Below are 12,548 nucleotides of genomic sequence, written 5' to 3' on the forward strand. Positions count from 1 at the left end.
AATACGCAAGAACAGAGCAGACCATCAGGGACATCCCATGAACGCCTTCATGCATACCGCCTTCGGCATCACCGATTTTTGGACCTATGTGCTCGGCACGATCTTCATCGTGCTGCTGCCGGGGCCGAATTCGATGTACGTGCTGTCGGTGGCGGCGCAGCGCGGCGTGCGCGCCGGCTACAAGGGCGCGTGCGGGGTGTTCCTGGGCGACGCGGTGCTGATGGTGCTGTCGGCGGCGGGCGTGGCCTCGCTGCTGAAAGCGAGCCCGGCGCTGTTCTACGTGGTGAAGTACATCGGCGCGGCCTACCTGGGCTGGATCGGCTTCAACATGCTGCGCGGCGCGGTGCGCAACTGGTCGTCGCGCGGTGATGCGGCTATGAGACAGCCGGTGCCGGCCAGCGTACCGGACCAGTCCAACCCGTTCCGCAAGGCGCTGCTGATCAGTCTGCTGAACCCGAAGGCGATCCTGTTCTTCATCTCGTTCTTCATCCAGTTCGTCGACCCGGGCTTCGCCTGGCCGGTGCTGTCGTTCGGCGTGCTGGGCCTGATCTGCCAGATATGCAGCTTCGCCTACCTGACTACGATCATTTTCGTGGGCGCGAAGCTGGCCGACGCGTTCCGCCGGCGCCGCCGCCTGTCAGCCGGCATGGCGAGCGGGGTAGGGGCCATGTTCATCGGCTTCGGCGCCAAGCTGGCTACGGCCACCATGGGCTGAACGCGCAGTACACGCAAGACAAGCAGCACCCAGACAGTACCAGCTGACATTTTCGAATCCGGACGGATTCATGATTACCGGCGCGGTCCGCATGCAAGGCGGGCCGGCCCATAAAGAGAGCGTGCAATGCCAAAACGCACAGACATCAAGAGCATCCTGATCATCGGCGCGGGCCCCATCATCATCGGCCAGGCGTGCGAGTTCGACTATTCCGGCGCCCAGGCCTGCAAGGCGCTGCGCGAGGAAGGCTTCAAGGTCATCCTGGTCAACTCGAACCCGGCGACCATCATGACCGATCCCAACACGGCCGATGTGACCTACATCGAGCCGATCACCTGGGAAGTGGTCGAGCGCATCATCGAGAAGGAGCGCCCGGACGCCATCCTGCCGACCATGGGCGGCCAGACCGCGCTGAACTGCGCGCTGGACCTGCATCGCCACGGCGTGCTGGACAAGTACAAGGTGGAACTGATCGGCGCCTCGCCGGAAGCCATCGACAAGGCCGAGGACCGCCAGAAATTCAAGGACGCCATGACCAAGATCGGTCTGGGTTCGGCCAAGTCCGGCATCGCCCATTCGATGGACGAAGCGATGGCCGTGCAGTCGCGCATTGCCCAGGAAACCGGCAGCGGCGGCTACCCGATCGTGATCCGCCCGTCGTTCACGCTGGGCGGCTCCGGCGGCGGCATTGCCTACAACCGCGAAGAATTCGAAGAGATCTGCAAGCGCGGCCTGGACCTGTCGCCGACGCGCGAGCTGCTGATCGAAGAATCGCTGCTGGGCTGGAAAGAGTATGAGATGGAAGTGGTCCGCGACAAGAAGGACAACTGCATCATCATCTGCTCGATCGAGAACCTGGACCCGATGGGCATCCACACCGGCGACTCGATCACCGTCGCCCCGGCCCAGACCCTGACCGACAAGGAATACCAGATCCTGCGCAACGCCTCGCTGGCCGTGCTGCGCGAGATCGGCGTCGATACCGGCGGCTCCAACGTGCAGTTCTCGATCAATCCGAAGGACGGTCGCATGATCGTCATCGAGATGAACCCGCGCGTGTCGCGTTCCTCGGCGCTGGCCTCCAAGGCCACCGGCTTCCCGATCGCCAAGGTTGCGGCCAAGCTGGCCGTAGGCTACACGCTGGACGAGCTGAAGAACGAAATCACCGGTGGCCAGACCCCGGCTTCGTTCGAGCCGTCGATCGACTATGTGGTCACCAAGGTGCCGCGTTTCGCCTTCGAGAAATTCCCGCAGGCCGACAGCCACCTGACCACCCAGATGAAGTCGGTGGGCGAGGTGATGGCCATGGGCCGCACCTTCCAGGAGTCGTTCCAGAAGGCCCTGCGTGGCCTGGAAGTGGGCGTGGACGGCCTGGACGAGAAGTCGTCGGACCGTGACGAAGTCGTCGAGGAAATCGGCGAAGCCGGCCCGGACCGCATCTGGTACGTGGGCGACGCGTTCCGCCTGGGCATGTCGCTGGAAGAGGTCCATGCCGAGACCGACATCGACCCGTGGTTCCTGGCCCAGATCGAAGACATCATCAAGACCGAAGGCCTGGTGAAGAACCGCACGCTCGAGAGCCTGTCGTCGGCCGAGCTGCGCCTGCTCAAGCAGAAGGGCTTCTCGGACCGCCGCCTGGCCAGGCTGCTGAAGACCGACGCCAAGGCCGTGCGCGAAGCGCGCATTGCCCAGAACGTGCGTCCGGTCTACAAGCGCGTGGACACCTGCGCGGCCGAATTTGCTACCAACACCGCCTACATGTACTCGACCTACGAGGCCGAGCATGGCGAGTGCGAGGCGCAGCCGACCACCAACAAGAAGATCATGGTGCTGGGCGGCGGCCCGAACCGGATTGGCCAGGGCATCGAGTTCGACTACTGCTGCGTGCACGCCGCACTGGCGCTGCGCGAAGACGGGTACGAGACCATCATGGTCAACTGCAACCCGGAAACCGTGTCGACCGACTACGACACCTCCGACCGCCTGTACTTCGAGCCGCTGACGCTGGAAGACGTGCTGGAAATCGTCGACAAGGAAAAGCCGGTCGGCGTGATTGTCCAGTACGGCGGCCAGACCCCGCTGAAGCTGGCGCTGGACCTGGAGGCCAATGGCGTGCCCATTATCGGCACCAGCCCGGACATGATCGACGCGGCCGAAGACCGCGAGCGCTTCCAGAAGCTGCTGCAGGAGCTCGGCCTGCGCCAGCCGCCCAACCGGACCGCCCGTGCCGAGGACGAAGCGCTGCGCCTGGCCGAAGAGATCGGCTATCCGCTGGTGGTGCGCCCCTCCTACGTGCTGGGTGGCCGCGCCATGGAAATCGTCCATGAGCCGCGCGACCTGGAGCGCTACATGCGCGAGGCCGTGAAGGTGTCGAACGACTCCCCGGTGCTGCTCGACCGCTTCCTGAACGACGCCATCGAGTGCGACGTCGACGCCCTGAGCGACGGCAAGCGCGTGTTCATCGGCGGCGTGATGGAGCACATCGAACAGGCCGGCGTGCACTCGGGCGACTCCGCGTGCTCGTTGCCGCCGTACTCGCTGGCTGCCGAGACCGTTGCCGAGCTGAAGCGCCAGACCGCTGCCATGGCCAAGGCCCTGAACGTGGTTGGCCTGATGAACGTGCAGTTCGCCATCCAGCAGAGCAATGGCGAAGACATCGTCTACGTGCTGGAAGTGAACCCGCGTGCCTCGCGCACGGTGCCGTACGTGTCGAAGGCCACCGGCCTGTCGCTGGCCAAGATCGCCGCGCGCTGCATGGCCGGCCAGTCGCTGGACGAGCAGGGCATCGGCGAAGAGGTCATCCCGCCGTACTACAGCGTCAAGGAAGCGGTGTTCCCGTTCAACAAGTTCCCGGGCGTCGATCCGGTCCTCGGACCTGAAATGCGTTCGACCGGCGAAGTGATGGGCGTGGGCAAGGTCTTTGGCGAGGCACTGTTCAAGAGCCAGCTGGCGGCCGGCTCGCGTCTGCCGGAAAAGGGCACCGTGCTGATCACCGTGAAGGACAGCGACAAGCCGCGCGCCGTTGGCGTGGCCCGCATGCTGCACGACATGGGCTATCCGATCGTGGCCACCCGTGGCACCGCCTCGGCCATCGAGGCGGCCGGCATCCCGGTGCGCGTGGTGAACAAGGTCAAGGATGGCCGTCCGCACATCGTCGACATGATCAAGAACGGCGAACTGGCCCTGGTGTTTACGACCGTGGACGAGACCCGCACGGCAATTGCCGATTCGCGCTCGATCCGCATCGCGGCCCTGGCTCACCGCGTGCCTTACTACACCACCATCGCCGGCGCCCGCGCCGCGGTGGAGGGCCTGAAGCACATGCAGAGCCTGGAGGTCTACGACCTGCAGAGCCTGCACGCCTCGCTCGCGTAAGGCGCCACGCGCGTCACAGCCGACGGAGCCTTGTGCTCCGTCAAGGCCAAGAAGCCCGCCGGTGTTGCTGCCGGCGGGCTTCCTGGCCTAAACTACGTCAAATTCGTCGATCGAACCGGCCATCCGGCGTCGATCCTGTCTGAAAGCCGCGGTTGAGCGGAAGTGCCCCCGGCAGTGCTGCCCGGGCATGGTTCCAGCTCCGCTGCGGCTCATTTTTTTGTTGAACGAAGACATGAGCACCATTCCGATTACCAAGCGTGGCGCAGAACTGCTGAAAGAAGAGCTGCAGCGCCTCAAGGCTGTCGAGCGTCCGGCGGTGATCAATGCCATCTCCGAAGCCCGCGCGCAAGGCGACCTCTCTGAAAATGCCGAGTACGACGCCGCCAAGGAAAAGCAGGCCTTTATCGAAGGCCGCATCATGGAAGTGGAGTCGAAGCTGTCCGCCGCGCAGGTCATCGATCCGACCCAGCTCGACACGGATGGCCGCATCGTCTTTGGCGCGACGGTCGACCTCGAAGACCTGGAGTCCGGCAGGCCGGTCAGCTACCAGATCGTCGGCGACGACGAGGCCGACCTCGATACCGGCAAGATCTCCGTGAGCTCCCCGATTGCGCGCGCCCTGATCGGCAAGTTCGAAGGCGACGTGGCGACCGTGCTGGCCCCTGGCGGCGAGCGCGAATATGAGGTGATTACTGTCCGCTACATCTGAGCAGGGCGCCGCCCCGCACCTATCGGACATCACGCCTCGTGTTCTCCTCCTCCTACTCGAATCTTCCCCCGCTGCCTCATCGGATCTTCCTCCTGCTGACCGTGGTCTGGTCGGGTAGCCTGTGGACGGTAGGGTACATGGTGGCGCCGACACTGTTTTCGGTGCTGCCAAGCCGGGAGACTGCCGGCATGATCGCGGGCCACCTGTTCCACACCGAGGCGATCGTTGGCGTGACCATCGGGGTGCTGCAGCTGGTGCTGTGCAATGTGATGATCCGGCGCGGCGCCCACCGCTACCGGTCGCTGCGCTGGCTGGTGCTCGGCATGCTGTGCTGCGTGCTGGTCGGCTACTTCGGCATTCAGCCCTTCATGGGCAACCTGAAGGAAAAGGCGCTGGCGCTGGGCGTCGGTGTCTCGGAATCGCCCTTCAAGGGGCAGTTCGGCATGCTGCACGGCGTGTCGAGCGTCTTCTACCTGGTGCAGAGCCTGCTTGCGCTGGTTCTCGTGTGGCGCGCCTCGGCGCCGCGCTCGGCCGGGGAGTGAGCGGCCTGGCCCGGACATTCCGGGCCATATTTACGGAATGTTTTCTGCCGGCAGGTGTCGTAGGACGCCTGGCAGGCAAAGGCCGCCGCCAGGAGGCAGCAGCCTTTCCGAGACTCAGCCCAGTGCCTTCTTCTTCGGGCTGGCGGGCCGTGCGCGCGAGCGCTTGACGTTGCCGCCAGCGGTAACGCGCTCGTTGCCCAGCACCGTGACTTCCTTGCGGGTAGGGCGGCGGTTGGGCGCGGCGCTCGGCTTCTTCACCGTCACCGTGCGCGGGGCCGCGCCCCGGCGGGCCGGCGTGTGGCGGCCGAGATCCTGCGGCTGGTTTTCCTTCAGGCGGGCAGGGCCCGGGCGCCAGATCACGAGCAGCTTGCCGATATGCTGGATCGGGGCGGCATCGAGGTCGTCGCAGATGGCTTCGTAAATGGCAACGCGCGCATCGCGGTCGTCACCGAATACGCGGATCTTGATGAGGTCGTGGGCCGCCAGGCTGCGATCGATCTCGGCCAGAACGGCGTTGGTCAGGCCTTCGGCGCCGATCATGACGACCGGATTGAGGCCGTGGGCACGGGAGCGGAGGTCGGAGCGCTGGGCAGGTACGAGTTGAAGTGCGGGCATAGATAGGCGCTGATAGGGGCGCAGGCAAAGAGGGGCAACCGACGCCCGCCAAAGGCGGAATCGTGCGCAGCCATAGGGCGCGCCAGCGGTCGGAATGCGGATTGGCGCGTATTATCCGTCAAACTGACGCGGATCGGCGGTAAAAACAGCAATTCGGGTGAAAAACCTTCGGTGCGGCGTATTCGCCGGGCGCCGGAGACGGGAACAGGCGTATTTTGGAATGGCGAAGAACAAATTCAACCAGTCGTGGCTGCACGACCATATCAACGATCCCTACGTAAAAATGGCCCAGCGCGAGGGCTATCGGGCCCGCGCAGCCTATAAACTGAAGGAAATCGATGATCAGGACAAGCTGATCCATCCGGGTCAGGTCATCGTCGACCTGGGCGCGGCGCCCGGCAGCTGGAGCCAGTACGCCCGCAACAAGCTGGCGGCTTCGCCGCGGGCCAGGGACGGCAAGATCGACGGCGCGGTGATCGCGATCGATCTGCTGCCAATGGAGCCTGTCGCCGACGTCACTTTTATCCAGGGTGATTTCCGCGAGGAGGAGGTTTTCCGACAATTGGAGGCGGTCGTGCTGGAGGCCTCTGGCGGGGCCAAGATTGACCTTGTTTTGTCCGACATGGCCCCCAATTTATCTGGTGTGGCCTTCGCCGATGCGGCGCGGATCGAGTACCTGTGCGATCTGGCACTGGAATTTGCGCAGGCCCATCTGAAGCCGGAAGGGTCGTTGCTGGTAAAGTGTTTCCACGGCAGCGGTTACAGCCAGATCGTGGAAAAGTTCAAGCGCCACTTCAAGGTCGTCGCCAAACGCAAGCCCAAGGCGTCGCGCGACAAGTCTTCAGAGACCTTTATTCTTGGGCGCTACCTGAAAGCGGTGGATTGAAGATACGGTCGAGCACAGGCGAAGTATCTGGCGGCACCGGTCCTATCGGCGCCATAGTTTCGCTGTTTCCCCCCGAGGGCGGGCGCTGCATTACAATGCAGCTATCCGTTGGCAAGGCAATTGCAAAGGAGTTCGGCCTTGAATAACAACCTGTTTCAAAAGGCGGCAATCTGGCTCGTGATCGCGCTGGTGTTGTTTACCGTCTTCAAGCAGTTCGACAAGCCCCGTGCGCAGGACGGCGTCACCTATTCGCAGTTCATGGATGACGCCAAGAATGGCAAGGTGAGCCGTGTCGACGTGCAGGGCCGCAACCTGGTGGTCTCGCCCAAGGAGGGCGCGAAGTACACCATCATCTCGCCGGGCGACATCTGGATGGTCGGCGACCTGATGAAGTATGGCGTCCAGGTGACCGGCAAGGCCGACGACGAACCGAACGTGCTGGTCCAGGCGCTGTACTATCTCGGACCGACCCTGCTGATCATCGTGTTCTGGTTCTACATGATGCGTCAGATGCAGGGGGGCGGGAAAGGCGGAGCATTCTCATTCGGCAAATCCCGCGCGCGCCTGATCGATGAAAACCAGAATGCCGTGACCTTCCAGGACGTCGCCGGTTGCGACGAGTCCAAGGAAGAAGTGGTCGAGCTGGTCGACTTCCTCAAGGATCCGCAGAAATTCCAGAAGCTGGGCGGCCGCATCCCGCGCGGCGTGCTGCTGGTTGGCCCCCCGGGTACCGGCAAGACGCTGCTGGCGCGTGCCATTGCCGGCGAGGCCAAGGTGCCGTTCTTCAGCATCTCGGGCTCGGACTTCGTGGAAATGTTCGTCGGCGTGGGCGCGGCCCGTGTGCGCGACATGTTCGAGAATGCCAAGAAGCAGGCGCCCTGCATCGTGTTTATCGATGAAATCGACGCAGTCGGTCGCCATCGTGGCGCCGGCATGGGCGGCGGCAACGACGAGCGCGAGCAGACCCTGAACCAGATGCTGGTCGAGATGGATGGCTTCGAGGCCAACTCGGGCGTAATCGTGATCGCCGCGACCAACCGTGCCGACGTGCTGGACAAGGCGCTGCTGCGTCCGGGCCGTTTCGACCGCCAGGTCTACGTTGGCCTGCCGGACATCCGCGGCCGCGAGCAGATCCTGAAGGTCCATATGCGCAAGGTGCCGATCGGCAACGATGTGGACGCCTCGGTGATCGCACGCGGTACCCCGGGCTTCTCGGGCGCCGACCTGGCCAACTTGGTCAACGAGGCCGCGCTGTTTGCCGCCCGCCGCAGCAAGCGCGTGGTCGACATGCAGGACTTCGAGGACGCCAAGGACAAGATCTACATGGGTCCAGAGCGCAAGTCGACGGTCATGCGCGAGGAAGAGCGCCGTGCCACGGCTTATCACGAGTCGGGCCATGCAGTGGTGGCCAAGCTGCTGCCCAAGGCCGACCCGGTGCACAAGGTCACCATCATGCCGCGTGGCTGGGCCCTGGGCGTGACCTGGCAATTGCCGGAGCATGACAAGTATTCGAAGTACAAGGACAGCATGCTGGAAGAGGTCGCAATCCTCTTCGGCGGCCGGGCGGCGGAAGAGGTCTTCCTCAACGCCATGAGCACCGGCGCATCCAATGACTTCGAGCGCGCCACCAAGATCGCCCGCGACATGGTGACCCGCTTCGGCATGAGCGATTCGCTCGGCGCCATGGTCTACGTGGACACCGAGCAGGATGGCATGTTCGGCAAGCTGTCGTCGAAGACCGTTTCGGAAGCGACCCAGCAAAAGGTCGATGCTGAGATCCGCCGCATCATCGACGAGCAATACGCGCTGGCCAAGCGCCTGCTCGAGGAGAACCGCGACAAGGTCGAGGCGATGACCAATGCGCTGATGGAGTGGGAAACCATCGATGCCGAGCAGGTGAACGACATCATGGCCGGCAAGCCGCCGCGCCCGCCGCGTGGCGCGTCGGGCCAGAACGGTGGCGGTAGCACGCCGTCCGGTGGTTCGCCGGTGGCGCCGACCAACGCTCCGGCCACGGCCTGACAGATCGCCTGATCCGGCAGCAGTGGACGTGCAGTCCTGAAAGATGAAGATGAAGCCGGTGCCTGCGCACCGGCTTTTTCCATTTGCGCACCCGTTCGCGCCCCAGATTTCCTTCGGCATTACCTACCTTGCAACAGACTTCACAGACCAAGCATTTCCAGTGCGGCCGCTATCGCTTCGCGCTGGACCAACGCCCGCTCGTGATGGGCATTCTCAACGTCACGCCGGATTCCTTCTCTGACGGCGGCGAGCATGCCACTCGCGATTCGGCCCTGCGCCACGCCGAGCGCCTGATTGCGGAAGGCGTGGACATCATCGATATCGGCGGAGAATCGAGCCGCCCGGGTTCTGCGTCGCTGCCGCTGGACCAGGAGCTGGCGCGAGTGATCCCCGTGGTCGAGGCCCTGCGCGACTGCGGCAAGCCGCTTTCGATCGATACCTACAAGCCGGAAGTCATGCGCGCTTCGCTGGCGGCCGGGGCGGATCTCATCAACGATATCTGGGGCTTCCGCATGCCCAGCGCGGTCGAGGCGGTGGCCGAGGGGCAGGCCGGCCTGTGCATCATGCACATGCAGCGCGATCCCCAGACCATGCAGGAAGATCCGCACTACGACGATGTCGTGGCCGAGGTGAACGCATTCCTGGCCGAGCGCGTCGCTATCCTGCGAGCTGCCGGAGTCGATGACGCGCGCATCGCCCTTGACCCGGGGTTTGGCTTTGGCAAGACTCCGGATCATAATCTGCGCCTGCTCGGCCAGTTGCCGCGGCTGGTCCAGGATGGCCTGCCGCTGCTGGTGGGGCTGTCGCGCAAGTCGACGCTGGGCGCGATCCTTGGCGGGAAGCCGCCGCAGCAGCGTGTTGCAGCCAGCATTGCGGCCGCGGTATGTGCGCTGGAGCGCGGAGCGTTTATCGTGCGTGTGCATGATGTGGAACAGACGGTGGATGCGCTCAAGACCTGGTGGGCCGTCCGGAATGAAGCCGTCGGACAAGTTTGAGAAATTGCCAGACAGAGCAAAAGGAATTCGCGAATGACGCGCAAGTATTTCGGGACCGATGGCGTGCGGGGCAAGGTAGGAGAGGCACCGATCACGCCGGATTTTGTGATGCGGTTGGGCCATGCCGCAGGCAAGGTGCTTGCCCATGGCGCGAAGACCGGCCAGGGCCATCCCACCGTGCTGATCGGCAAGGACACGCGCATTTCCGGCTATATGCTCGAGGCCGCACTTGAGGCCGGTTTCACTTCAGCCGGCGTCCACGTGCTGCTGACCGGACCGCTGCCCACGCCGGGCATCGCCTACCTGACACGTGCGCTGCGCCTGTCCGCGGGGGTGGTGATTTCGGCCAGCCACAATCCTTACTACGACAACGGCATCAAGTTCTTTTCAGCCGACGGCGACAAGCTTCCGGACGAAGTCGAAGCGGAAATCGAGGCCGCGCTCGAAGAGCCGATGGTCTGCGCGCCATCGGAAGAGCTGGGCCGTGCCCGCCGCATCAATGACGCCGCGGGCCGCTATATCGAGTTCTGCAAGAGCACCTTCCCGCACGAGCAGGATCTGCATGGCCTGAAGCTGGTGGTGGACTGCGCCCACGGCGCCGCGTATCACATTGCCCCGCACGTGTTCCACGAGCTGGGCGCCGATGTCATTTCAATTGGCAACCAGCCCGATGGCCGCAATATCAATGACGGCTATGGGGCAACTGCGCCCGGCAAGCTGGTGGAAGCCGTCAAGGCACATGGCGCCGACCTCGGCCTGGCGTTCGATGGCGACGCCGATCGCCTGCAGGTGGTGGACGCAAGCGGCCGCCTCTACAACGGCGACGAGCTGCTCTACCTGATCGTGCGCGATCGCCAGGCTGCGGGACAGGAGGTCAAGGGCGCGGTCGGCACCCTGATGACCAATATGGCCGTGGAGCTGGCGCTCAAGCGCATCGGCGTCGAGTTTGTGCGGGCCAAGGTGGGTGACCGCTACGTGCTGGAAGAACTCAACAAGCGCAACTGGACGCTGGGCGGAGAAGGATCCGGCCACCTGCTGTGCCTGGATCGGCACAGCACTGGCGACGGCATCGTATCCGCGCTGCAGGTGCTGGCCGCGCTGCGCCGCAGCGGCAAGACGCTTGCCCAGTTGCTCGAAGGCGTGGCCCTGTTCCCGCAGACGCTGGTCAATGTCCGGGTGGCGAAGGGTTTCGACTGGCAGTCGCACGCCGGCCTGCAGGCTGCCCGTGCCGTGATCGAGCCGGAACTCGAGGGACGTGGCCGGGTGCTGATCCGCGCCTCCGGAACCGAGCCGGTAGTTCGCGTGATGGTGGAGGCGGAAAAGGCAGAGACTGCCGAGCGCGCGGCCAACACGCTTGCGGAGGCGCTGCGCGCCTGAAGCGTCGCTTCCACATAAGGAACGCCGGGCTGGTCCCGGCGTTTTTTTATGCATGTTTTGCAATTAACAGTTGTCACTTCAGACGTGCGTGAAAGGCCGGTGGATGGCAGTGAATCGGCTCCAGCACTGGCTTTCAAGAAGATTTGAAGATGTCACGGAATTGTCATATGCGGAGCATAGAGTTCGTCTTGTCAAAAATTTGTCATTCCCAACCAATGTTCTCTGGAGGACATATGAAGCTGGTCAAGACTGCCGTAGCAGGCATCGTGTCGATGGTGGTGGCGGGTACTGCGTTCGCGGCGGAAATTACCGGTGCTGGCGCTTCTTTCCCGGCGCCCGTGTATTCCAAGTGGGCCGACGCATACCAAAAAGCAACGGGTAACAAGGTCAACTATCAATCGATCGGATCGTCGGGCGGCATCAAGCAGATTGGCGCCAAGACGGTCGATTTCGGCGCGTCGGATGCGCCGCTGAAGGATGAAGACCTCAGCAAGCAAGGTCTCGTGCAATTCCCGACGGTGATCGGCGGTGTGGTGCCCGTGATCAACCTGCAGGGCGTGAAGCCGGGTGAGCTGACCATCACTGGTGAAGTGCTGGCCAACATCTACCTGGGCAAGATCAAGAAGTGGGATGATCCTGCCATCAAGGCGCTGAATCCGCACGCCAAGCTGCCGAACCAGGACATCCTGCCGGTGCGCCGCGCAGACGGCTCGGGCACGACCTTCATCTTCACCAACTACCTGTCCAAGGTCAGCCCCGACTGGAAGAGCTCGGTGGGCGAAGGCACCACGGTCAACTGGCCGGGTGGTGGCACGGGCGGTAAGGGCAACGAGGGCGTGGCCGCCTTCGTGCAGCGCCTGAACGGCGCGATCGGCTACGTCGAGTACGCCTACGCCAAGCAGAACAAGATGACCCACCTGAACATGAAGAATGCTTCGGGTGCCGTGGTTCAGCCGGGCGATGACGCCTTCAAGGCCGCGGCAGCCGGTGCGGACTGGAGCAAGAGCTATTACCAGATCCTGACCAACCAGCCGGGCAAGACTGCATGGCCGATCGCCGGCGCCACCTTCATCCTGGTGCACAAGAACCAGGAGAAGGCCGCGCAGGGTGCGGAAGTGCTGAAGTTCTTCGACTGGGCCTACAAGAGCGGCGGCAACATGGCTGCTGACCTGGATTACGTGCCGCTGCCCGAAGCGGTCGTGAACCAGATCCGTTCGACCTGGAAGACCAGCGTCAAGGACGCATCGGGCAAGGCGCTGTACTGATCGGCTGATTGCTTGATCGCTTGAGCGCCTGAACGTCGGGGGGCCCC

Annotated in this window: 10 protein-coding genes; 9 read left to right on the top strand and 1 reads right to left on the bottom strand. The window is 63.8% G+C overall.

Features of this window, described 5'->3' with window-relative positions; translation table 11 throughout:
• The first annotated feature begins 37 nt into the window (after positions 1-37).
• The 4 genes from leuE (at position 38) to RM96_RS01110 (ending at position 5,341) form a co-directional block, all read left to right on the top strand.
• A complete protein-coding gene (leuE, locus tag RM96_RS01095) occupies positions 38-715 on the top strand; it encodes a leucine efflux protein LeuE (protein ID WP_039006745.1) in 678 nt (225 codons plus the stop codon).
• Positions 716-841: 126 nt separating this feature from the next.
• Positions 842-4,090, top strand: coding sequence for a carbamoyl-phosphate synthase large subunit (carB, locus tag RM96_RS01100; protein WP_039006747.1), 3,249 nt, complete (start codon positions 842-844; stop codon positions 4,088-4,090).
• Positions 4,091-4,322: 232 nt separating this feature from the next.
• Positions 4,323-4,799 carry a transcription elongation factor GreA gene (greA, locus tag RM96_RS01105; protein WP_039006749.1) on the top strand — a complete coding sequence of 159 codons (477 nt, stop codon included), beginning with the start codon at positions 4,323-4,325 and terminating at the stop codon, positions 4,797-4,799.
• Positions 4,800-4,837: 38 nt separating this feature from the next.
• On the top strand, positions 4,838-5,341 hold the full coding sequence (locus RM96_RS01110; RefSeq protein ID WP_039006751.1) for a DUF4149 domain-containing protein: 504 nt from the start codon (positions 4,838-4,840) through the stop codon (positions 5,339-5,341).
• Positions 5,342-5,455: 114 nt separating this feature from the next.
• Here the strand turns inward: RM96_RS01110 and RM96_RS01115 are convergent, their stop codons facing one another.
• Positions 5,456-5,956: a YhbY family RNA-binding protein gene (locus tag RM96_RS01115; RefSeq protein ID WP_039006753.1), complete on the bottom strand. Its 501-nt coding sequence runs from the start codon at positions 5,954-5,956 to the stop codon at positions 5,456-5,458.
• 220 nt (positions 5,957-6,176) lie between these two features.
• Here RM96_RS01115 and RM96_RS01120 point away from each other — a divergent pair, with 220 nt between their 5' ends.
• From RM96_RS01120 to pstS, 5 genes are all read left to right on the top strand, one after another.
• Positions 6,177-6,842 (top strand): RlmE family RNA methyltransferase, encoded by a 666-nt coding sequence (locus tag RM96_RS01120; RefSeq protein WP_039006755.1) that lies wholly within the window; start codon positions 6,177-6,179, stop codon positions 6,840-6,842.
• 138 nt (positions 6,843-6,980) lie between these two features.
• A complete protein-coding gene (gene ftsH / locus RM96_RS01125; protein WP_039006757.1) occupies positions 6,981-8,864 on the top strand; it encodes an ATP-dependent zinc metalloprotease FtsH in 1,884 nt (627 codons plus the stop codon).
• A gap of 203 nt (positions 8,865-9,067) precedes the next feature.
• The gene (folP, locus tag RM96_RS01130; protein ID WP_082016377.1) at positions 9,068-9,859 is read left to right on the top strand and encodes a dihydropteroate synthase; all 792 of its coding nucleotides are present in this window, start codon (positions 9,068-9,070) and stop codon (positions 9,857-9,859) included.
• A 33-nt stretch (positions 9,860-9,892) separates the two neighbouring features.
• A complete protein-coding gene (gene glmM / locus RM96_RS01135; RefSeq protein ID WP_039006761.1) occupies positions 9,893-11,236 on the top strand; it encodes a phosphoglucosamine mutase in 1,344 nt (447 codons plus the stop codon).
• Positions 11,237-11,469: 233 nt separating this feature from the next.
• Entirely contained in the window at positions 11,470-12,501 is a 1,032-nt protein-coding gene (pstS, locus tag RM96_RS01140) for a phosphate ABC transporter substrate-binding protein PstS (protein WP_039006762.1), read from the top strand.
• The last annotated feature ends 47 nt before the right edge of the window (positions 12,502-12,548 follow it).

Source organism: Cupriavidus sp. IDO (genome assembly GCF_000812465.1).
In the GTDB taxonomy this organism is placed as follows: Bacteria; Pseudomonadota; Gammaproteobacteria; order Burkholderiales; family Burkholderiaceae; genus Cupriavidus.

Bases quoted from the DNA above. Each gene is read 5' to 3' on its own strand.
- leuE (WP_039006745.1), top strand. From the start codon at position 38: ATGAACGCCTTCATGCATACCGCCTTCGGCATCACCGATTTTTGGACC.
- carB (WP_039006747.1), top strand. From the start codon at position 842: ATGCCAAAACGCACAGACATCAAGAGCATCCTGATCATCGGCGCGGGC.
- greA (WP_039006749.1), top strand. From the start codon at position 4,323: ATGAGCACCATTCCGATTACCAAGCGTGGCGCAGAACTGCTGAAAGAA.
- RM96_RS01115 (WP_039006753.1), bottom strand. From the start codon at position 5,956: ATGCCCGCACTTCAACTCGTACCTGCCCAGCGCTCCGACCTCCGCTCC.
- RM96_RS01120 (WP_039006755.1), top strand. From the start codon at position 6,177: ATGGCGAAGAACAAATTCAACCAGTCGTGGCTGCACGACCATATCAAC.
- folP (WP_082016377.1), top strand. From the start codon at position 9,068: ATGGGCATTCTCAACGTCACGCCGGATTCCTTCTCTGACGGCGGCGAG.
- glmM (WP_039006761.1), top strand. From the start codon at position 9,893: ATGACGCGCAAGTATTTCGGGACCGATGGCGTGCGGGGCAAGGTAGGA.
- pstS (WP_039006762.1), top strand. From the start codon at position 11,470: ATGAAGCTGGTCAAGACTGCCGTAGCAGGCATCGTGTCGATGGTGGTG.